The following is a 22,075-nucleotide window of genomic DNA, read 5'->3' on the forward strand; positions in this document are numbered from 1 at the left end:
ACATCCGATGTCTGTGCGGTGAGCTACTCGTCCGTGGCGAGGAACAGCTCGACCACGGGTACAGCGACGTCCGGACGCACCGTCGGCAAACTGAGCGTCAGCGTCCCGGGCGGCTGGCCACCGGGCGTTGTGGTCAGCGCCTCCTGCCTCGGGTCGATCTCCTCGAGGCGCACCTGCGAGCCGTCATGCAACAGTTGGGCGTAGCGCACCTTTCCGGCCAGGCCGCGTAGGTGCAGGTGGCCGAACGGCCAGGCCAGGATATGCACGTAGAGCCGGTCTCCGCGCTGGGTGAGCACGGTGTTCGGTGCCGCCTGATAGGACGAGGCGCCGGCGCCGTAGACCGACCGGGAATGCAGGCGCATCCAGTCGCCGATGGCGGCGAGTGTGGCGCGATCGCGTGGTGTGACCGCGCCGCGACCGTCCGGACCGATATTGAGCAGCACGTTGCCGTTCTTCGAGACCGAATCGACGAGCATTCGAATCAGCAGGTCAGGGCTCTTGAAGTCGAAGTTGTCCCGGTCGTAGCCCCAGCTGCCGTTGAGCGTCTGGCATGCCTCCCAGATGACCTCTTCGCCATCGCGGGTGAGGGGTGCGTCCGGCTGGTACTGCTCCGGCGTGACCAGGTCAGCGGGGATGCCGAGCCGATCGTTGACGATGATCGCGGGCTGCAGGCTCCGAGTCATGGCCAGCAGGGTCTCGGCGTCCCAGTCGGCAGGACCCTTGCCGTCCCATCCGTCCCGTGGCTCGGCATAGGTGAAGTCGTAGAACAAGTAGTCGATCCGCCCGTACCCGGTCAGCAGCTCGCGGACCTGACCGTGCAGGTACTCGCGGTATCGGGCCATGTCACGGCGGTCGTTGAGGGTCGCGGCATCGGCGTCATCGCGGCGTGGGTGGTGGTAGTCGACGGTGAAGTCCGGGTGGTGCCAGTCGATGAGTGAGTGGTATAGGCCGACCTTGAGGCCTTCGGCGCGCATCGCCTCGGTGAACTCGCGCACCAGGTCGCGTCCGCGGTGCTGGGCGGATGTGTAGTCCGTCAGCTGCGAGTCCCACAGGCAGAAGCCGTCATGATGCTTGGAGGTGAGCACCGCGTAGCGCATCCCGGCTTCCTTGGCGTGCCTGGCGATCGCCGCCGCGTCGAACAGGTCCGGGTCGAAGACGGTGGCGTATCGTTCGTACTCCTCGACCGAGATCTTCTCCCTGGTCATCACCCACTCATGGCGCGCCGCCAGGCTGTACAGGCCGAAATGGATGAACAGGCCGAACCGGTCCTCGGTGAACCATAGGTTGCCGGCTGTGGAGGATGTGTCTGCGTGCTGCACGTGCTCTCCGCCTCGGTCGACTGGATACGATGAATACATCGGATGTATCGAGCACCCTACATCACGCGGGACACCGGCCAAGTCGTATGTGAGAGACGGCAGGGCCGGGCCGGCCAGGGGACAAATGACACGGGAGATACAGAACGGCGCCGTCCTCGGCCGAGGACGGCGCCGTTTCCGGGCCAGCCGATATCGATCTGGATGCCGACGATGACGGCCGATCGTCGCGTGAAGGGCGGGCCCCCGACGCGCCTACGGTCGCGACTCTCGGTCGGCGACAGTGTCGTGTGACGGTTACAGAGCGGCGGCGCGCTTGGCGATCGACGACTTGCGGTTCGCCGCCTGGTTCTTGTGAATGACGCCCTTCGACGCGGCCTTGTCGAGCTTGCGGCTGGCCTCCTGTGCCGCCGCGGCCGCGGCGTCCGTGTCACCGGAGTCGGCAGCCTCGTGGAAGCGACGGATGGACGTCTTCAGCGAAGACTTCACCGCCTTGTTGCGCTGCCGCCTCTTCTCGTTGGTGAGGATGCGCTTCTTCTGGGACTTGATGTTCGCCACGAAACGTGTGCCTTTGTGTCGGTCGGATAGGTCAGGAGGGTCTGCAGCTTGCCCCGGGACACGCAAGGGTGGGGAGCCTCGCGGCGGCGTGGAGCGCGCTGGCGCAGACACGCGCACAGGCGTGCGTTACGCAGTGGTCTAAGATACCAGGTCGCTGGTTGTGATCCCAAGTCGTGGATCATCGGTGATCATCGCTGCGTCAACGTGCCACAATCCTAAGCGACAAAATGTCCGTTCGATCCTGATGGATGGCGATCCGGGTGGCAATCAACGCGTCGAAGCCGCGGAAGGTCCTCATCGTGGGGGCCGGGGCGGCCGGACTGTCGCTGGCCGTCGTGCTGGCCGAGAGCGACCGGCGGTACGACATCACCGTCGTCGAACGTGGCCGGCCTGCCGAGCGGCCTGGATTCGGTATCACGCTCCGTGAAGAGGGGCTCTCCTTCCTTGATCTCGGCACCATGATCTCCGGTGTACATCTTCAGGGCCGGGCCTTCTGGAAGGGCGGTGCGGCGGTTGTCGATCTTCCCAACCCTGCGAGTACCCATCTCATCTGCTTCTCACGTGCCGCGTTTGTGAACGCCCTCACCAAACGCTGCATTGATGCAGACGTCGAGATCCGCTACGGCTGTGATGGCGCCACGCTCAGCGATACATACCTTGAGGACTTTGATCTGGTGGTCGGTGCAGATGGCGCGGACAGCGCCGTGCGCCGACGCTACGAGACTGACTTCAAGCCGGAGATCGGATACGGCGCCAACCGGTACGGCTGGTTCGGAGTGGACACGGCTTTCGAGAAGCTGACGATCATGCTGCCGGAAGACGGCACGATGCTTGGCTGGGCTTACAAATACTCCGCAGGTCGGAGCACCTTCATCGTCGAGTGCACGGAGACACGATTCCGCAGCAACCACTTCGATGAGCTGTCGGCTGAGGACACAGCGCGGCGGCTGGGTGAGATCTTCGCGACCGAACTCGGTGAGGGATCGGTGGCATGCGGCGATGCTGCGCGCTGGATGAGGTTCGGCACGATCACCAATACGCGGCTGCGGCACCGCAACGTCGTGCTCATCGGCGACGCTGCCCACACCACGCACTTCTCGCAGGGTGTGGGAACGATGTTCGCTTTCGACGACGTGCTGGCGCTGCAGTCGGCGCTTGACCAACATCACGCGATTGTCGACGCGCTCGACGCATATGAAGCGCTGCAACAGCCGAAGATCGCCGAGTACCAGGAGATCGCCACCGCCAGCATGCGGTGGTCGGAGAAGCTGCTCGACTGCGCCGAGCGCGGAGACGATGCATGCGTCTCCAATCTGATTGCGCAGCGCTGGCCCGATAACGCGGTTCCACCTGGCCCGATGAACAGCGGTGATCGCATGTAGCCCGCGTCGTGCCTACCTTGGTCCCGGGCATGGCCTGAGACGGGCCGCGTTGCCGGTGGGCCGGCGCATGGTCACTTCGGCGGGGTCTTGGTCGCCTTGCCCCCGGCCGATTCGGACGACAACGCGGCGATGAAGGCCTCTTGTGGTACCTCCACCCGGCCGACCATCTTCATCCGCTTCTTGCCTTCCTTCTGCCGCTCCAGCAGCTTGCGCTTCCGGGTGATGTCACCGCCGTAGCACTTGGCAAGCACGTCCTTGCGGATGGCGCGGATGTTCTCGCGGGCGATGACTCGCGATCCGATCGCCGCCTGGATCGGCACCTCGAACTGCTGGCGCGGGATGAGCTCCTTGAGCTTGGCCGCCATGGCCACGCCGTAGCTGTAGGCCTTGTCCTTGTGAACGATGGCGCTGAACGCGTCGACCGGGTCGCCGTGCAGCAGGATGTCCACCTTGACGAGGTCCGACTCGGCGTCGTCGGTCGGCTCGTAGTCGAGGCTGGCGTAGCCGCGGGTGCGTGACTTCAGCGCATCGAAGAAGTCGAAGACGATCTCGGCCAGCGGCAGCGTGTAGCGCAGCTCGACCCGGTCCTCCGAGAGGTAATCCATGCCCAGCATGTTCCCGCGCCTGGCCTGGCACAGCTCCATGATCGCGCCGACGAACTCGCTCGGGGCCAGCACCGTCGCCCGGACCATCGGCTCCCGGACCGACGCCACCTTCCCGGTCGGGAACTCACTCGGGTTGGTGACGATGTGCCGCTCGCCGTCCTCCATCTCCACGTCGTAGATCACGTTCGGGGCGGTCGAGATCAGGTCGATGCCGAACTCTCGCTCCAACCGCTCGCGGACGATCTCCAAGTGCAGCAGGCCCAGGAAGCCGCACCGGAACCCGAACCCCAGCGCACCGGATGTCTCGGGCTCGTAGATCAGGGCGGCGTCGTTCAGCTTGAGCTTGTCCAGCGCGTCGCGCAGGTCCGGGTAGTCGGAGCCGTCCAGCGGGTACAGGCCGGAGAAGACCATCGGCTTGGGCTCCCGGTACCCGGGGAGCGGCTGGTCCGCGGGCCGTGCGGCGTTGGTGACGGTGTCGCCGACCTTCGACTGGCGGACGTCCTTGACGCCGGTGATCAGGTAGCCGACCTCGCCGACACCCAGGCCGGAACAGGGCTGCATCTCCGGGGAGATCACACCGATCTCCAGCAGCTCATGCGTGGCCTGTGTGGAGATCATCACGATGCGTTCGCGCGGAGTCAACTGCCCGTCGATCACCCGAATGTAGGTGACGACGCCGCGATAGGAGTCGTAGACGCTGTCGAAGATCATCGCCCGCGACGGCGCGTCGGCCACCCCGGTCGGCGGTGGCACCTCGGTGACGATGCGGTCGAGCAGCTCCTGCACGCCCTCGCCGGTCTTGCCGCTGACCTTGTGGACGTCCTCGGGGTCACATCCGATCAAATGCGCGAGCTCGGCCGCGTACTTCTCCGGCTGGGCGGCCGGCAGATCGATCTTGTTCAGGACCGGGATGATCTGCAGATCGTTCTCCAACGCCATGTACAGGTTGGCCAGGGTCTGCGCTTCGATGCCCTGCGCGGCGTCGACCAGCAGGACGGCCCCCTCGCAGGCCGCCAGGCTGCGGCTGACCTCGTAGGAGAAGTCGACGTGGCCGGGGGTGTCGATGAGATTGAGGATGTGCGGGGTTCCGGCGTCATCGCCGGTGGCCGGGGTGTACGGCAGCCGGACCGCCTGGCTCTTGATGGTGATGCCGCGCTCGCGTTCGATATCCATGCGGTCGAGGTATTGCGCGCGCATGAGACGGTCGGTGACGACACCGGTCATCTGCAGCATGCGGTCGGCCAGCGTCGACTTGCCGTGGTCGATGTGGGCGATGATGCAGAAGTTGCGGATCAGCTCAGGCGGCGTGGCAGCCGGCGCGGGTGTGTCAGAGGTCCGTGGCACACAGACCATCATCCCACGGGTGTCGAATGTGACGCACAGGTGCGATCCGCTCGCCGTCGCGGCAGGTACCACGGCCGTCGGTTTAGGGTGGTGTTGTAGCCTGCGGACGGCAGGTGGCAGCAGCGGTCATCGATGCGGGTGGAACATGAGACGTCCTCGGCGCATGTCGGCGCGTGCGCGGTCCGGCTTCGTCGGCGTATCGGCGATGATCGTCGCGCCGCTGCTCATCTGTCCTCTTCCGTCCGCGGGCGCGCAGGAGCCGACGGCGGAGATCGACTTCACCCGGTGGGAGACCACCTCCGACTGGCTTGACGGAGAACGGTCCGGCGTCGTGGCGCTGCCGGGCCGGAGAACCGGCATCATGATGCTCGGCGTGGCCGGGACCACGTCCGGCGTGGACGTCCAGACCGACGCGCGCGGGCGCGCCGACCAATGGGAATACGCCACGTGGACGTCGCCGGCCACCGAGCTCGAGTTCGGGGCGAGCGAGGTGGTCGCCTCGTGGGGTGCATCCACGCCCGGTGACTCGTGGATCTCCGTTGAGGTGCAGGGGACGTACGAGGACGGATCCACCACCCCCTGGTACAACCTCGGCAACTGGGACGCGCGGGACAGCGGCATCGAGCGCGCCAGTGTCGACAGCCAGAGCGACGGTCGCAGTAGCGTGCTGGTGGACACCCTGGTTGTGGGCACTCAGGCCGACGGTGATCCGGAGAACCCGGACGACCGCGACCAGGGAACGGCAGCCCCGCGGGATCCCGGCGCCGAGACCGAGCTCGACAGTGGTGGCGAGGCCGGCGAACGCTCGCTCGACGAGCCGTTGCTCGACGCCTACCAGCTGCGCGTGACCATGTACCGTCCGCAGGGCAGCCTGGTCATGCCGCGGGTATGGACGCTGGCCGCCATGGCCTCCGACGTCCCCGACCGGACGTCTGTCGAGACGAGCGAAGGCGGCCTCGCCTGGGGCGAGGAGCTCAACGTGCCGGCGCGATCGACGAACGTGCATCGCGACGCCTATCCCGAATACGGCGGCGGCGCATCCTGGTCGAGCCCGGCGGCGACGACCATGGTCATGGAGTACTTCGGCGTGGTCCCGTCGCGGGAGGACATGGCCTGGATCGACGCCGGCTACACCGACCCGCAGGTGGCCCACGCGGCTCGCTCGGTGTGGGACCACGCCCTCGCCGGCACCGGCAACTGGTCGTTCAACGCTGCGTATGCGGCGACGTTCCCGCAGCTCGACGCGTTCGTCACGAGGCTGAGATCGCTGAACGACGTCGAGCGGTTCATCGACGCGGGGATCCCGGTCATTACGTCGTCGCTAGCATTCCGTGCTTCGGAGCTGGACGGTGCCAACTACGGTACGGGCGGGCACTCGATGGTCGTGGTCGGGTTCACCGAGGACGGTGACGTCATCGTCAACGACCCCGCCGCGCGGTCGAACACGTCCGTTCGCCGCGTCTACGACCGGGCGCAGTTCGAGGAGATCTGGCTGCGCACCGAGCGGTCGTTGGCCAGCGGCGAGACCGGCTCGGGGCACGGCGGGGTGGCGCAGATCATCCGGCCATACGATATCGAGCTGCCGGACGACGACGCAGACGCCTCCGCGCCGTGGTGACCTCCGCCCGTGCCGGTGCCCGGCGACGCGAGCGTGGCTTCGCAGCGAACCGCAGGGACAGCGCCTGCCCTCGGCCCAGGGCAACTCTTGGCAACCGCTTCCCGCGCCGGTCGTCGCCGTGCGGGGATGGAATCGACGCCGCGTGCCGGTTGTGCGACCGCGGCGACAATGGCAACGATGGCAGAGAACTGGACAACCCGGACGGAGCCGGCGGCGGGCGCTGATCGGCGAAGGACGTGAGGATGCGTTTCGGAATCGTAGGTTGTGGTGTGATCTCCGGTGCTCATGCCGCGGCGATCGCGGCTTTGGGAGATTCGTCGCAGCTGGTCAGCGTCTATGACGTGGACAGGGAGAAGGCCTCGGCTCTTGCCGCCCAGCAGGGTTGCGCCGCCGACGGTACGCTGCAGGAACTGCTGGACCGTGATGAGATCGACGCGGTGGCCGTCTGCGTGCCGAGCGGCCTGCACGCGGAGATCGCGGTCGCGGCGCTCGAAGCCGGCAAGCACGTGCTGGTGGAGAAGCCCCTCGACATCACATTGGATGCGGCAGATCGGATCATCGAGGCCGAGCAGCGCACCGGGAGAGTCGTCACCACCATCAGCCAGCGCCGGTTCGAGGCGGCGCCGTCCTTCGTCCACCGGGTGATCCACGAGGGTGCCCTTGGCGCCGTGACGTCCGGCATCGCCGAGTGCACCTGGTGGCGATCCGATCAGTACTACGCATCGGCCGGTTGGCGGGGCACGTGGTCGATGGACGGTGGCGGCGCGCTGATGAACCAGGGCGTGCACCAGGCCGACATGCTGGTATGGATGCTCGGCAAGCCGGTAGCGGTGACCGCATACGCCGACACCCTCGCGCATGCGGGCCTCGAGGTCGAGGACACCGTGGCCGCGGTGATCCGGTTCGAGAGCGGTGCGATCGGCACGCTCACCGCGACCACGTCGGCGAACCCGGGACTCCCGCTGCGGCTGTCGGTCCACGGCGACGGCGGCATCGCCGTCATCGACGGCAACGCGCTCGGTACGTTCACGCTCGCCGACCGGGATGCGGCGCCCCAGAGCACGCTCGTGGACCCGGGCCGGTCCGGCGCGGACGCGAACGCCGCGGCGGACGGCTTCCGGGGACGGTTCATGCGCGAGGCCGACGACGTGCGGCAACAGGATCGCGGTGGCGACGGCATGAACCACCCGGCCCAGTACGCGGACTTCGTCGAGGCGGTTCAGAGCGGACGGCCGCCCGCCGTCACCAGCGCCGACGGCCGTCGCGCGCTGGAGCTGGTGCTCGGTGTCTACGAGTCGGCGCGCAGCGGCAAACCCGTCACACTCGGATGACGCCGTGATCATCAAGGCTAGGCCGCATCGTGGCCGGCTCAACGGTTGATGATCAACGGTAGGAAAGGACTGATGGAACGTGTGGACGCTCTCCGGCTTCGCTGACGAGATCTCGGCCGACCTCGATGAACAGTGCCGCGTGCTGAACGAGCTCGGTATCTCTTACATCGAGTTCCGCAGCGCGTGGGGGACCAACGTGCTCGATCTCGACGACGATCAGCTGAAGCTGGCCGCCGAGACGCTGAGCCGGTACGGCATCGCCACCTCCTCCATCGGCTCACCGATCGGAAAGATCGGCATCGCCGACGACTTCGACGCCCACCTGGCGCGGTTCGACCGGGCGCTCCAGGTGGCCGAATTGCTGCACGCCCCGTTCATCCGGATCTTCTCGTTCTTCATTCCGGCCAATGACACGCCGGATGCCTATCGCGATGAGGTGCTGCGCCGGATGTCCGCACTGGCCTCCCGGGCCGAGGGACACGACGTCACTCTGGTGCACGAGAACGAGAAGGAGATCTACGGCGACATCCCGGCCCGCTGCCTCGACATCGTCGAGTCGGTCGGATCGGAGAGGCTGCGCCTGGCGTGGGACGCGGCGAACTACGTGCAATGCGGCGTGCGCCCGTACACCGAGGGCTACGAATCGCTCCGGCCGTACACGGACTACATTCAGATCAAGGACGCGCTCCTGGCCGATGGAACCGTCGTCCCCGCCGGGGAGGGCGACGGCGAGGTCGAGACCACCATCGTCGCGCTACGCGAGGACGGCTTCGACGGGTTCTTCTCCATGGAACCGCATCTGTCGGCCGGCGGGCGCTTCGGCGGCTTCAGCGGCCCTGAGCGCTTCATCAAAGCGACGCATGCCTTCACCTCCATCCTTGACGGCCGGGGAATCGAATACCGCTGAAACGCGCGAGAACACCCAAGCGAGCTCAGACGGCTAGGTTCGGCCAGACGCCCACGGTGACCAACTGCGACGTTTCGGGGATATATGTCGTCGCGACAAGGTGTTCACCTGGTTGTCATGTCGTTGTCGGCCGCGTATCGACTTGCCCCAGCACGGTGAGGGCGTGCGTATCCTTCAGGCCGCAAATTTCGTTGCCCCGCATTCCGGCGGCATCAAGACGATGCTCAACCATGTGGCGCGCGGATATGCCGAGGCCGGCCACGACGTCGTGATGCTGGTTCCGGGTGAGCGGAACCGGACGACGCCCATGCCGTACGGGCGATTGGTGGAGATCGCCGCCCCGCAGGTCCCCCTGACCGGCGGTTACCGGATGATCACCCATTGGAGTGCGGTTGAGGACGTGCTCGCGGCCGTGAGTCCCGATCGGGTGGAGGTCTCGGACCGGTTCACCCTGGCGCGCATCGGGCCGTGGGCGCGTCGCCGGGACATTCCCTCCGTCGTCTTCTCCCACGAGCGGCTGGATGCGATCCTCCGGTTTCATCTGGGACGGGCGATGCCGACGCGGCGCGTGGCGGACGCGTGGAACCGCCGGCTTGCGGCGTCGTTCGACACGGTCGTCTGTACCACGAGGTGGGCGGCGGGTGAGTTCATCCGGCTCGGGGTGCGGAACCTGGCCCATGTGCCGCTCGGCATCGACGTGGAGGCGTTCCATCCCCGCCGCCGTGACCTCTCAGTGCGCTCGCAGCTCGCGCAGGGCGCGGACGCCGTGATCGTGGTCGCGGTGCGGCTGTCCCCGGAGAAACGGCCAGACCTGCTGGTGCCCATGGTGCGGGAACTTCTGCGCCGGGACGTGAACGTGCGCCTCGTGCTGTGCGGCGACGGGTCCGTGCGCGAGATGGTGGCCGAGCAGGCGGCCGGCCTTCCGGTCACCATGACCGGGTTCGTGTCGGACCGAGAGCGGCTGGCCACCATGCTGGCGAGCGCCGACGTCGTCGTCGCCCCCGGCCCGTATGAGACGTTCGGGCTGGCCGCCCTGGAAGCCATGGCCAGCGGTACCCCGGTAGTCGCCAGCGCATCGGGTGCGCTGCCGGAGCTGGTGCGTGGCGACGCCGGCCGTACAGCGGCCTCGGACCCCGTGGAGATGGCCGACGCGGTTGTGGAGGTCTTGCGGGCCGGCGCGTCAGCGCGGGTGGCGGCACGGCGCCGAGCGGAGCAGTTCTCCTGGGCGTCCACCGTCGCCGAGATGCTGCGGCTGCACGGTGCGTCCGCACAGCACAGAGCAGGGTTGCGCGGTCGCTCACTCACGACGGCGACGCGAGATGGCCACAACTGGGCGACGTAGACTGTTCTTGAACCGAATGACGTCGTAATCTTCCCCCACCAGGGCCGAAACGATCTGGCCTACCTTTCGGTGGCCTAGGAGGACGCATGACAGCCGGCACGATGGAGTCGCCCCAGCTACCCGCGGATCGTCCGCCGTCGATCGGGCGGATGTTTCTGGAGCGGGTGGAGAGGACCCCTGATCGGGAGGCGTACCGCTACCCGTCGGGTGGCGGCTGGTCCTCGCTGACGTGGCGGCAGACCAAGGAGCGGGTCTGGCGCATCGCCGCGGGTCTGCTGGCGATCGGCATCGAGCGCGAGCAGCGAGTCTCGATCGCCGCATCGACTCGCATCGAATGGATCCTCGCCGACCTGGCGATCAACTCGATCGGTGCCGCGACGACGACGGTGTACCCGTCCACCAATCCGGAGGATGTCGCGCACATCCTGTCCGACTCGGGCACCAAGGTCGCCATCGCCGAGGACGACGAGCAGGTGAAGAAGATCCTCGAGCACCGTGCGGATCTGCCCGAGTTGACCAAGGTCGTCATCATCGACGGTGAGGGTGACGGCGATACCGTGATCAGCATGGCCGAGCTGGAGGAGCTGGGCCGTGAACGGCTGGAGAAGGAGCCCTCCGCCGTCGACGACGCACTCGAAGAGGTCGGTCCCGAAACCCTGGCCACCCTGGTGTACACCTCGGGGACCGGCGGCCGGCCCAAGGGCGTGCTGCTGGTCAACGACAACTGGGTGTACGAGGGCGTCGGCGCCGACGCGCTGAATATCCTCAACCTGGACGACGTGCAGTATCTGTGGCTGCCGTTGTCTCACGTGTTCGGCAAGACGCTGGAGGCGATCCAGCTGCGGGTCGGCTTCGCCACCGCCGTCGACGGCAACCTGGACCGCATCGTGGACAACCTGGGCGTGGTGAAGCCGACCTTCATGGCCGGGGCACCGCGCATCTTCGAGAAGGTCCGTGCGAAGGTGATCACCGGCGTCGAAGAAGAGGGCGGTGCGAAGAAGAAGATCTTCGACTGGGCCTTCGGCGTGGGGCACCGGGTATCGCAGCTGCGGCAGCAGGGCCGGCGTCCCGCCGGTTTGCTGGCGTTCCAGCACCGCCTGGCCGACCGGCTGGTGTTCGCCAAGATCCGGGCTCGCCTCGGCGGTCGCATCCGGTTCTTCATCAGCGGCTCGGCCAAGCTGTCGCAGGATGTGGCGGAGTGGTTCCACGCCGCCGGAATGACCATCCTGGAGGGCTACGGCCTGACTGAGACCAGCGCGGCGATCTTCGTGAACACGCCGGACCGGAACCGCTTCGGAACCGTCGGCCCGCCACTGCCCGGGACCGAGGTGAAGATCGCCGACGACGGCGAGGTCCTGGTGCGCGGCGGCGCGGTGATGCGCGGCTACCACGGCCTCTCGGAGCTGACCGCCGAGGTTCTCGACGAGGACGGCTGGCTGCGTACCGGGGACATCGGTGAGCTGGAGGACGGGTTCCTCCGCATCACCGACCGGAAGAAGGACCTGATCAAGACGTCCGGCGGGAAGTACATCGCGCCACTGAAGATCGAGGTCATCTTCAAGGCCGTGAGTCCCTACGCAAGCCAGATCGTCGTGCACGGCGACGGCCGGAACTACTGCACGGCGCTCGTCACGCTGGACCCGGAGGCGATCCAGGACTGGGCCAAGCACCATGATCTCGGTCACCTCTCGTACGCGGAGCTGACACAGGCGTCCCAGGTGCGGGAGCTGATCCAGGGCCACATCGACGAGCTCAACACCCGGCTCGACCGGTGGGAGACGATCAAGAAGTTCGAGATCCTCCCGCATGACCTGACGATCGAGAGCGGCGACATGACACCGAGCATGAAGGTGAAGCGCAAGGCCGTGGAGAAGCGCTACATGGACGTCTTGGACCGCATGTACAGCTGAGCAGGCTCGTGCGTCTGAGCGGTCGTGTGCCGCTCAGACGCTTCCGGTCGACGAGGAAGCCGTCGTGGCTCGCGTGACGCGTGCACCGGTCTCGGCGCGGGCACTTGCGCGGGTAGCGGCGCGGATCGTGCTGCTGCGTTCGCGCACCGGGTCAACCGTGACGTCGGACCGCGACGGTGAGGGAGCGGCTCACGTACCCGGCTCGATGCACGAGCAGGGTGGTTCCTCATCGTCTGAGGTCGCAGTGGCGACAGCGATCGCAGCCGCAGTGACCGCGAGCGCGACGATCACCGCGGCGAGCGTGGCGAACCAGCGTGTGCGTGTGCGCATGCCAGTCTGACGGCGGTCGATCTTCGGCGGTTCCGCCTCGGCGCGGGCATCGTACGCCGTTGCGTCGCGGCCTCACATGACGACGGAAAACTCCTCTGCCTCGTCACGCATGCGGCGAGCTGGAGTGGCACCAAGCTTCCGTGTGGTCGCTCCGACCACGCCAAGCTTCCACGGTGCAATAGCCGATATGCACCAAACTTCCGACTGGCCGTGAATCGCGTCCGTCCGTCGGTCGAGTTTCGCTTGACTACGCGTGCAGGGGAGAATAGGGCGTGCCTTCTGCATTGCCCGACGGGGACCTCGTCCCAGAGGACGGCTCGCTGCCGTCGTCTGCCCTTGAGCGTTTCGCAACGGTGAGACATCGCGCGGATGACCAGAGCAATGAGGGCTGCGTCGCCGAAGACGCCGGCCGTCCACCGTTCGGGATCTACCTGCACGTTCCGTTCTGCACCACGCGATGCGGATACTGCGACTTCAACACGTACACAGCCGATGAGCTCGGGGAAGCTCCCGGCGCGTCGCGGGCGTCGTGGTCCGACGGCGCGATCGCGGAGCTCCGCCTGGCGCGTCGGGTGGTGGGAGACGTGGAGGCCCCGGTCTCGACGGTGTTCGTCGGCGGGGGAACCCCCACGCTGCTGCCCCCGGCGGACCTGGGCCGGGTGCTGCGCGCGATCGACGACGAATTCGGGCTCGCTCCGGGTGCCGAGGTCACCACCGAGGCGAACCCGGAGACGCTGACGCCCGCGGTGCTGACGGGTTTGCGGGAGGCCGGGTTCACTCGCCTCTCCGTCGGCATGCAGAGCGCCCGTCCGCATGTGTTGCGGGTGCTGGACCGGGAGCACACGCCGGGCCGGCCGGAGGCGGCCGTCGTCGAGGCCAAACGCGCCGGCTTCGAGCACGTCAGCCTTGATCTGATCTACGGGACGCCGGGAGAGAGCCTGGACGACTGGCGGGCGAGTATCGACGCCGCGCTGGTAGCCGGGCCGGACCACATCAGCGCCTACGCGCTGATCGTGGAGGAGGGGACCCGGCTGGCGGCACGGATCAGGCGCGGCGAGCTACCCATGCCGGACGACGATGACCTCGCCGACAAGTACATCGTGGCCGACGACGCGTTCAGCGCCGCGGGTTTCGAGTGGTACGAGGTGTCGAACTGGGCGACGGCGGCGGCCGCGCGCTGCGAGCACAACCGCATCTACTGGACCGGCGGCGACTGGTGGGGCATCGGACCGGGTGCGCACAGCCACGTCGCGGGCACCCGATGGTGGAACGTCAAGCATCCGGCGGCGTGGGCGTCCCGGCTGTCCGGCGCCCGCAGCCCGGCGCACGCCAGGGAGGTGCTCGACGAGGAGACCCGTCGCGTGGAGCGGGTGTTGCTGGAGGTGCGGCTCGCCGAGGGCCTCGATGTGTCCGTGCTCGACGACGGCGGCCGCAAGGCGGCGCAGCGGGCGGTCGATGATGGCCTGGCGGATCGCGCCGCGCTGGAGCGCGGACGTGTCGCCCTGACTCAGCGCGGGCGACTGCTGGCCGACGCCGTCGTCCGTGACCTGCTCCCGGCCTGACCTGCTCCCGGCCTGGCCTGCTCCCGGCGTGACCCTCGTGCGGCCAGACCGCCGCCGACGTGCCATGAGTCACCTCACGGTCGCTGGAACAGCATTGAGGTGACTCGCTGCCGTGTGCCCACAGCGGGAGAGATCTTCCTGACTGCGCCGATTCTCAGACGCGGGAACGCCAGAGCAGCCAGACGAAGTAGGGCGTGCCGATCAGCGCCGTCAGCAGGCCCGCGGGGATCTGGGCCGGGGCGATCACCGAGCGGCCGATCGTGTCGGCCAGGCTGACCAGGGTCGCGCCGAGCAGGATGGCCACCGGGATCACCCGCGAATGTCGCGCGCCGACGAGAGCCCGGGCGGCGTGCGGCGCCACCAAACCCACGAACCCGATCACGCCGACGGCCGAGACCGCGGTCGACGCCAGCAGGGCGGCGCCGCCCAGGGCCACCAGCCGGGTCGTCTCCAGCCGGACCCCGAGCACTCGGGGTGTGTCGTCGTCGAGCGAGAGCAGATCCAGCTCCCGGCGCGCCAGTATCACCAGCGGCGTCAACACCAGCAAGGCCACGACGATCGGCAGCACCTGCGGCATAGTGCGCCCGTAGGTTGAGCCGGACAGCCAGGTCAGCGCCTTCGACACGTTCCACGGATCGGTCAGCACGACGATGAACGTGATCACGGCCATCCCGCCGGACCACATTCCGATCCCGATCAGCACGAGCCGGTCCGAGCTCAGCCCGGCCCGCCAGGCCAGTGCATAGACGATTCCGAACGTCAGCAGGGCCGCGCCGCCGGCCACGGACGACAGTGCCAGCACCCCCGCCGACGGCACCAGCGCCAGCAGCGTGACGGCGCCGACGCCGGCGCCCGCGGTGATACCCAGAAGCCCAGGCTCTGCCAGCGGGTTCCGGCAGACGGCCTGCACGGTGACCCCGGCCACCGCTAGCGCCGCGCCGGCCAGCGCCGCCGCGGTGACACGCGGGAAGCGTGAGTCGAGGATGAACGTGATGGCCCGGCCGGACTCGTCGTTGATCCAGTTGACCACGTCACCGATCAGCAGCGTCCGATCCCCGAGCAGGATCGCCGCCAGCAGCGACGCCGCCAGCACGATCGAGCACGCCGTCAGCACGATCCAGAACCGGCGCAACGACTGCGCGCGACCGGGGCGCGCGGCCGGCGGACGGCGGGTCGGGCCGGAGTCGCGGTGCCGGCGGGCCAGTGCGATCAGCACGATGGCGCCGAACACCGTGGTGATCACACCGGTGGGGATGTTCACCCCGGCCTGCGCGCCCAGTATGGCGCGGACGGCGACGTCGGCGCCGAGCACGATCACGACGCCGGCCAGCCCGGCCGCGGGCAGCAGTACCCGGTGCCGGTACAGCCCTGGCACATACGGCCCGAGCAGCCGGACGATCGCCGGCGCGCACAACCCGACGAACCCGATCGGCCCGGCGACCGTGACCGCGGCCGCCGCGAGCACCACCGCGAGCAATGTGACGATCAGGCGGGTACGGCGGACGTTGATGCCGAGGACGGACGCCGTGTCGTCGCCCAGCGCCATGATGTCCAGACGGTGACCGATGGCCAGGCTGGCGGCGATGGCGACCAGCACCACCGGGCCCATCTGCTGCACCGCGTTCAGATCGGCCTGGACCAGGGAACCGGCTCCCCAGGCGAACAGCCCGGTGGTCTCCTCCTCGAACAGCAGGATCAGCAGCGCCGTCATCGATTGCAACGTCAGCGCCGTCGCCGATCCGGCGAGGATCAACCGTGTCGGGCCGCTGGCGCCGCCGGCGGAGAGCGCGAGCACCAGGGCGGCGGCGAGCAGGCCGCCGAGCGTCGCGATCGCCCCAGCCGAGAACGCCGGCAGGGACACGCCGGCGACGGCGGCCAATACCACCGCGAAGTGCGCGCCCGCGTTGACACCGAGGGTGTCCGGGGACGCCAGGGTGTTCCGCGCCAGCGACTGCAGCAACGCACCGGCGACGCCGAGCGCCAGCCCGACGGTCACGCCGGCGAGCACGCGGGGAAGCCGCGAGGCGGTCAGCACGTTGAGCGCGTCCTGGTCGCCGCCGCCGAAGACGAGCGCGACGAGGTCCAAGGCGTCGACCGAGGCCGTGCCCTGGGTGACGTGCACGGCAGCCAGCACGACGCTCGCGACGACGCCTGCCGCGAGCAGGGTGGCGATACGCAGGCGCCGGACCGGAGAGCCGAGCGCGGTGGTGGCACCGTCCGGCCCCGTCCGCACTGGGCCGCCGCCGGACTCCGGCGGGCGGTCCAGGACGTCGCCTGGCTGGCGTGGCTCGCTCACGTCGCTCCTCGCGCCGTCGTTCCTCACTCGCTATGCGGGTGGCTCAGCCGCCGAGGATCTCCACGAACTGATCGACGATGTGGGTGGAGGAGGCAGGACCGCCGAACGTCCACGTGCCGTCGTCGAGCTTGTACACCTGATCGCTCTGGACGAAGGGCAGGTCGTTCCAGATGGCGTTGTCGGCGAGTCCCTCGGCGAACACGTTCTCCTCATCGGAGGAGGAGTAGAAGAAGTGCACGTCACCGAGGCCGGTCAGCCCTTCCACGTCGGTCTGCCCGAGCCCCCAGGCCTCGTCGACCTCGCCGTCCCACGCGTTGACGAGTCCCAGTTCCTCGGCGAGGTCGGAGACGAGCGAACCCTGCCCGAACATCCGGATCGCGACGGAGCTGCCCTCCATCCAGCCGTCAGCCATGGCGAACTGCTCGCCGGCCACACCGGCGTCCTCGAGCTGCTGCCGGCCGTCCGCCAGTGTGGCGTCGAAGTCGGCGAGGATCTGCTCGGCCTCGTCGTCCTTGCCGACCGCGGTGGCGATGGTGGTGAAGTTCTCCTTCATCTGACCGATGTTGTCCGAGGCGTCGGCGCCCTCGATCACCATGACCGGAACGTACTCCTCCAGCTGCGCGATGAGGTTGTTCCCGCGGTCTTCGGTGATCACCAGGTCGGGGTCGAGCCCGACGATCGAGTCGACGCTGGGCTCCTGGCGGGTGCCCACGTCGGTGACGCTGTCGTCCAGCGGTGCCGACTGCACCCACGTGCCGTAACCCTCGACGTCCGCGACGCCGACCGGCATCACGCCGAGAATCACCAGGTCCTCGGCTTCGGACCACTCCAGCGCGACCACGTCCTGGGCGGGCTCGTCCAGGGTGATCTCCTCCCCGCGGGCATCGGTGACGGTCACCGGCCCGGCGTCCTCCGGCGCGTCGCCGTCCGCGTCGTCGTTCTGCGCGTCGTCGTTCTGCGCGGTGTCGTCGCCACCCCCGTCGGCGTCGTCGGTGTCCTCCGAGGTGCCGCAGGCGGAGAGAGTCAGCGCGGCGACGGCGAGGGCGGGGAACAGGGCACGGCGAAGCTTCACAGCGGTGGTCGCGGTCATGGGATTCCTCGGGATCGGTGATGGGTGTGTGTCGTGGGCGAAGGTCAGACGTGCCGGCGCACGCGTCCACTCACGTGGTGGTGTCCACGGCCATGTCGTGTAGCCGGTGGGTGTGCCGTCCGACGGGCTTCATGCTGACGTGCCCGGTATCCGGGTCCGGGTGGACGTCGATTCTGAGTCCGTAGACCTTGCTGAGCAGGGGAGCGGTGAACACGTCGGCGGGTGCACCGGCGGCCTGGACCTCGCCGTGATGCAGCAGCGCGACGTGGTCGGCGACGGTGGCGGCCTGATTGAGATCGTGCAGCACCACGCCGACGGCGACGTGGTGCTCGTCGGCGAGATCGCGGATGAGGTCGAGGATCTCGATCTGATACCGCAGGTCGAGAAAGGTCGTCGGTTCGTCGAGGAGCAGCACGTCGGTCCGCTGCGCGAGCGACGTGGCGAGCCAGACGCGCTGGAGTTCGCCGCCGGAGAGCTCGTCGACGCCGCGGTCGGCCATCCCGTCCACGCCGGTGACCTCCATCGCCCAGGTGACGGCGGCGGTGCCGTCCGGGTCCTCGCGGCGCCAGCGGCCACGGTACGGGTGGCGCCCGTATTCGACCACGTCCCGGACGCAGATCCCGTTCGGCGTGGGGCGGCTCTGAGCCAGCAGCGTCACGCGGCGGGCGAATTCCTTCGCGGTGAGGTTCAGCGCGGACGAGCCGTCCCGGAGCGTGATCTCACCGCTGTCCGGACGGTGCAGCCGGGCGAGCGCCCGCAGTACGGTGGACTTGCCGCTGCCGTTCGGCCCGATGAGCGCCGTGACCTGGCCGTGCAGCAGCCGGACCGAGGCGGCGTTGACCACCTGTGTCCCGTGGTAGCCGAGCGTCAGCTCCACGCAACGCAGGCCGACCTGCTCGGTCGGTGTCGCGTCGTGCTCGGCATCGCCGCGGCCGGCGCGGGCCTGCTCGGCGCGATCATCAACAGTCACGGGCATGAGGCTAGGGTAGCCTCGCCTTACTCAGTTGGGAAATCCGCGTCCATATGGCAGGCAATGCCGGTTTCGATGACCGGCGACGCCGGTTTCGGACGGCAGGCGACGCCGACGTCGATCGCAGGCGACGCCGACCTCGATCGCAGGCGACGCCGACGTCGATCGCAGACGACGCCGACGTCGACTCCAGGCGACGAAGCCGGTTCGCGCGTCAGCTCGTCCCGGGCGCCGTGACGAAGTCGATCAGCTCCTCCACCCGGCCGAGGAAGGCAGGCTCCAGATCGGTGTAGGTCGAGACCGAGCCGAGGATCCTCCGCCATGCCTCGTACGGCTGAACCTTCCATCCGAGGGCGGTGAGCACGCCTTCCTTCCACGGCACACCGCGAGGGACGTCCGGCCACCGGTCGATACCCAGCACCGACGGGCGCACCGCCTGCCAGACGTCGACGTAGGGGTGGCCGATGATCAGGACATGGTCGGTGCCGACACCGGCCGTGGCGCGCTCGGCGATGCGAGCCTCCTTGGAACCGTCCACCATGTGGTCGAGCAGGACGCCCAGCCGGCGCCCAGGTCCCGGCTCGAACTCGCGGATGATCTCCTCGAGGTCGTCCGCTCCACCGAGTTCCTCGACCACTACTCCCTCGACCCGCAGGTCATGTCCCCAGATCTTCTCGACCAGTTCGGCGTCGTGTTTGCCCTCCACGTAGACGCGGCTCTCCCGGGCGGTGCGGGCGCGCAGCTTCTGCACCGGCCGGGAACCCGACGCGGTGCGGGTCGGGGCCGCCGGGGCCGACGTCCTGGGTCGCACCAGCGCAACCGGTTTGCCGTCGATCCAGAACCCGGGCCCCAGCGGGAATGCACGGCGCTTGCCGTGCCGGTCCTCCAGCGTCACACCATGCTTGTCACATTCGACGACGGCGCCGCAGAACCCGGTCTCCACGTCCTCCACCACGAGCCCTGGCTCGGCTGGGGTCTCGACGCTTTTCGGTCGCTTCGGATGCGGAGAGGCGGACAGGACGTCTCGTCCGTAACGATCAGAAAACCTCTGCACGCACCGGACGCTACTACTAGACGGTCGATCATGGCACGGCGGAACGCCGGTGCGGGCGGCCGATACGTCGCCGTTCGCGGTCCCGGCCGGGTGTGCGATGGTTGCCGGAACGTCGGCGCGCCCGGCGTGCGAAGCGCCAGGGGGCGCCTTACCGGTAGAATTGGCACTTTGACAAGACGAGTGCCAATGGGCGAGGCGTCTGTTGGCGGTGGTTGCTCAGGGAGGTGTTGGTGTGCCGATCGATGAGCGCAAGCTGGACGTCCTGCGAGCGATCGTTGAGGACTACGTCGCCACCCAGGAGCCGGTCGGCTCCAAGGCTCTGGTTGACCGGCATCAACTGGGCGTCTCGTCGGCCACGATCCGGAACGATATGGCGGTCCTGGAGGAGGAGGGGTACATCACCCAGCCGCATACCAGCGCCGGCCGGGTGCCGACGGACAAGGGCTATCGGCTCTTCGTCGATCGTCTGTCGAGTGTGAAACCGCTGTCCATGGCGGAACGCCGGGCCATCCGTTCGTTCCTGGACGGGGCGGTGGACCTGGACGATGTCATCTCCCGCACGGTACGGCTGCTGGCGCAGCTGACCCGGCAGGCGGCCGTCGTGCAGTATCCGTCGCTCAGCCGTTCCACCGTCCGCCATGTCGAACTGGTCTCGCTCGGCGGGAGCCGGGTGCTGGTCGTGCTGATCACCGACACCGGCCGGGTCGAACAGCGAGTCGTGGAACTGGTTCAGGCTCCTGACGAGTCATTGCTGGGGGACCTGCGGGCCCGGCTGAATGCGATGATCGTGGGACACGACTTCGCCTCCGTCGCCTCCAAGATGGCCGATATCCCCGGCCATTTCCCTCCGGAGGACCGGCAGGTGGTCTCGGGCATCGCCGCGACCTTGTTGGAGTCGCTTGTCGAGCGGGGAGAGGAGCGGGTCGCGGTCGCCGGTACCGCCAACCTGGCCAGACACGGGCACGAATTCGAGCGCGAACTCGAGCCGCTGCTGTCTGCGCTTGAGGAGCATGTCGTGCTGCTGAAGCTGCTCGGACACGCCAGCAGCTCCTCGCCGGTGACCGTGCGCATCGGCGAGGAGAACGCGACCTCCGGGTTGTCCGCGACATCGATCGTCACGACCGCCTACGGGCCCGGTAACAATGCTCTGGGTAGCATGGGAGTGCTGGGCCCCACACGGATGGACTACCCGGGGACTATCGCAGCAGTCGGTGCTGTTGCACGTTATGTCAGTCAGATACTCGACGCCAACAATTAGGATCTTCAGAGGATAAATGGTGCCCACCACCGATTACTACGAGGTCCTTGGAGTGCCCAGGGACGCTTCGACGGAGGACATCAAGAAGGCCTACCGGAAGCTGGCTCGCAAGCTTCACCCGGACGTCAACCCGGACCCTGAGACCCAGGAGCGCTTCAAGCAGGTCACCAGCGCCTACGAGGTGCTGGCCGACCCGAAGAAGCGGGAGATGTACGACCTCGGCGGCGACCCGCTCGGTGCCGGTGGCGGCGCGGGCGGCGGGTTCGGCGCCGGCTTCTCGTTCTCCGACATCATGGATGCGTTCTTCGGCGGAACCGCCACGCGTGGCCCGCGCAGCCGGGTGCGCCGTGGTCAGGACGCGATGGTGCGGTTGAAGATCGACCTTTCCGAGGCGGTCTTCGGCGCCACCAAGGAGCTCCAGGTCGACACGGCCGTCGTCTGTACCGTCTGCTCCGGTGCGGGCACGGCGGCGGGCGCGCAGCTGGCGACCTGTGACACGTGTGGTGGTCAGGGCGAGGTCAAGCAGGTGCAGCGGTCCTTCATGGGCCAGGTGATGACGACTCGTCCGTGCCCGCAGTGCCATGGCTTCGGCACGGTCAACCCGAATCCGTGTGTCGAGTGCGGTGGCGACGGGCGGGTGCGCAGCCGGCGGACGCTCACCATCAAGATCCCGGCCGGCGTGGACAGCGGAACCCGGATCCAGCTGGCCGGTCACGGCGAGGTCGGACCGGGCGGCGGTCCGGCCGGGGACCTCTACGTCGAGATCGCGATCAACCCGCACCCGGTCTTCACCCGGGACGGTGACGACCTGCACTGCAAGCTGCAGCTGCCGATGACCGCCGCCGCGCTGGGCACGAGTGTCGAGCTGGAAGCGCTGGACGGCAAGGAGACCATCGAGGTACGTCCCGGTGCGCAGCACGGGGAGAAGATCAAGCTGGCCGCTCGCGGCGTTCCGCGGCTGCGCGGCACCGGGCGCGGAGACCTGCTGGTTCACCTTGACGTCGTCACCCCGACCAAGCTCGATTCGCGGCAGGAAGAGCTGCTGCGCGAGCTTGCCAAGATCCGCGGCGAGGAGCACGTGCCGGGACCGAGCGCGGCCGCACCGCACGGCAACGTGTTCAGCCGGATCAGGGACGCCTTCAAGGACGGCCTGAGCTAGCTGAACCCCACTCGTGATCATCGAGGATCCGGGGTGTGATGAC

At 68.1% G+C, this 22,075-nt stretch carries 17 protein-coding genes; 9 read left to right on the forward strand and 8 right to left on the reverse strand.

Features of this window, described 5'->3' with window-relative positions; all coding sequences use genetic code 11:
* Positions 1-23: 23 nt before the first annotated feature.
* On the reverse strand, positions 24-1,319 hold the full coding sequence (locus tag G1H10_RS06800) for an alpha-L-fucosidase (protein ID WP_216852975.1): 1,296 nt from the start codon (positions 1,317-1,319) through the stop codon (positions 24-26).
* Positions 1,320-1,613: 294 nt separating this feature from the next.
* A complete protein-coding gene (gene rpsT, locus G1H10_RS06805; RefSeq protein ID WP_163734641.1) occupies positions 1,614-1,874 on the reverse strand; it encodes a 30S ribosomal protein S20 in 261 nt (86 codons plus the stop codon).
* Between the two features lie 248 nt (positions 1,875-2,122).
* Here rpsT and G1H10_RS06810 point away from each other — a divergent pair, with 248 nt between their 5' ends.
* Positions 2,123-3,256 carry an FAD-dependent monooxygenase gene (locus G1H10_RS06810; protein ID WP_246219258.1) on the forward strand — a complete coding sequence of 378 codons (1,134 nt, stop codon included), beginning with the start codon at positions 2,123-2,125 and terminating at the stop codon, positions 3,254-3,256.
* A 71-nt stretch (positions 3,257-3,327) separates the two neighbouring features.
* On the opposite strand, the gene lepA is transcribed toward G1H10_RS06810, so the two are convergent.
* On the reverse strand, positions 3,328-5,214 hold the full coding sequence (gene lepA, locus G1H10_RS06815) for a translation elongation factor 4 (RefSeq protein WP_163735323.1): 1,887 nt from the start codon (positions 5,212-5,214) through the stop codon (positions 3,328-3,330).
* A 154-nt stretch (positions 5,215-5,368) separates the two neighbouring features.
* On the opposite strand from lepA, the gene G1H10_RS06820 reads away from it, so the two are divergent.
* From G1H10_RS06820 to G1H10_RS06840, 5 genes are all read left to right on the forward strand, one after another.
* Positions 5,369-6,823, forward strand: coding sequence for a C39 family peptidase (locus G1H10_RS06820; RefSeq protein WP_216852976.1), 1,455 nt, complete (start codon positions 5,369-5,371; stop codon positions 6,821-6,823).
* 242 nt (positions 6,824-7,065) lie between these two features.
* Complete coding sequence (locus G1H10_RS06825; protein ID WP_163734646.1) at positions 7,066-8,154, forward strand: Gfo/Idh/MocA family protein; 1,089 nt, start codon at positions 7,066-7,068, stop codon at positions 8,152-8,154.
* A 79-nt stretch (positions 8,155-8,233) separates the two neighbouring features.
* Complete coding sequence (locus tag G1H10_RS06830) at positions 8,234-9,061, forward strand: sugar phosphate isomerase/epimerase family protein (RefSeq protein ID WP_163734649.1); 828 nt, start codon at positions 8,234-8,236, stop codon at positions 9,059-9,061.
* A 163-nt stretch (positions 9,062-9,224) separates the two neighbouring features.
* Positions 9,225-10,403, forward strand: a complete 1,179-nt coding sequence (locus G1H10_RS06835) for a glycosyltransferase (protein ID WP_163734651.1) — start codon at positions 9,225-9,227, stop codon at positions 10,401-10,403.
* Positions 10,404-10,489: 86 nt separating this feature from the next.
* The gene (locus tag G1H10_RS06840; RefSeq protein WP_163734654.1) at positions 10,490-12,313 is read left to right on the forward strand and encodes an AMP-dependent synthetase/ligase; all 1,824 of its coding nucleotides are present in this window, start codon (positions 10,490-10,492) and stop codon (positions 12,311-12,313) included.
* A gap of 189 nt (positions 12,314-12,502) precedes the next feature.
* Here the strand turns inward: G1H10_RS06840 and G1H10_RS06845 are convergent, their stop codons facing one another.
* The gene (locus tag G1H10_RS06845) at positions 12,503-12,643 is read right to left on the reverse strand and encodes a hypothetical protein (protein ID WP_163734657.1); all 141 of its coding nucleotides are present in this window, start codon (positions 12,641-12,643) and stop codon (positions 12,503-12,505) included.
* A 272-nt stretch (positions 12,644-12,915) separates the two neighbouring features.
* Between G1H10_RS06845 and hemW the strand changes: the two genes are divergently transcribed.
* Positions 12,916-14,205: a radical SAM family heme chaperone HemW gene (gene hemW, locus G1H10_RS06850; protein WP_163734660.1), complete on the forward strand. Its 1,290-nt coding sequence runs from the start codon at positions 12,916-12,918 to the stop codon at positions 14,203-14,205.
* Between the two features lie 154 nt (positions 14,206-14,359).
* Here hemW and G1H10_RS06855 read toward each other — a convergent pair whose 3' ends face one another.
* From G1H10_RS06855 to G1H10_RS06870, 4 genes are all read right to left on the reverse strand, one after another.
* Positions 14,360-16,438 carry an iron ABC transporter permease gene (locus G1H10_RS06855; RefSeq protein WP_163735328.1) on the reverse strand — a complete coding sequence of 693 codons (2,079 nt, stop codon included), beginning with the start codon at positions 16,436-16,438 and terminating at the stop codon, positions 14,360-14,362.
* 106 nt (positions 16,439-16,544) lie between these two features.
* Positions 16,545-17,591 carry an ABC transporter substrate-binding protein gene (locus G1H10_RS06860; RefSeq protein ID WP_163734663.1) on the reverse strand — a complete coding sequence of 349 codons (1,047 nt, stop codon included), beginning with the start codon at positions 17,589-17,591 and terminating at the stop codon, positions 16,545-16,547.
* 70 nt (positions 17,592-17,661) lie between these two features.
* On the reverse strand, positions 17,662-18,567 hold the full coding sequence (locus tag G1H10_RS06865; RefSeq protein WP_163734666.1) for an ABC transporter ATP-binding protein: 906 nt from the start codon (positions 18,565-18,567) through the stop codon (positions 17,662-17,664).
* Between the two features lie 208 nt (positions 18,568-18,775).
* Positions 18,776-19,615: a DUF3097 domain-containing protein gene (locus G1H10_RS06870; RefSeq protein WP_163734669.1), complete on the reverse strand. Its 840-nt coding sequence runs from the start codon at positions 19,613-19,615 to the stop codon at positions 18,776-18,778.
* Between the two features lie 232 nt (positions 19,616-19,847).
* On the opposite strand from G1H10_RS06870, the gene hrcA reads away from it, so the two are divergent.
* Together hrcA and dnaJ are read left to right on the forward strand one after the other, a co-directional pair.
* Positions 19,848-20,873 (forward strand): heat-inducible transcriptional repressor HrcA, encoded by a 1,026-nt coding sequence (hrcA, locus tag G1H10_RS06875; RefSeq protein ID WP_216852978.1) that lies wholly within the window; start codon positions 19,848-19,850, stop codon positions 20,871-20,873.
* A gap of 19 nt (positions 20,874-20,892) precedes the next feature.
* A complete protein-coding gene (dnaJ, locus tag G1H10_RS06880) occupies positions 20,893-22,032 on the forward strand; it encodes a molecular chaperone DnaJ (protein ID WP_216852979.1) in 1,140 nt (379 codons plus the stop codon).
* The last annotated feature ends 43 nt before the right edge of the window (positions 22,033-22,075 follow it).

This window comes from Phytoactinopolyspora halotolerans, assembly GCF_010550675.1.
GTDB classification, from domain to species: Bacteria; Actinomycetota; Actinomycetes; order Jiangellales; family Jiangellaceae; genus Phytoactinopolyspora; species Phytoactinopolyspora halotolerans.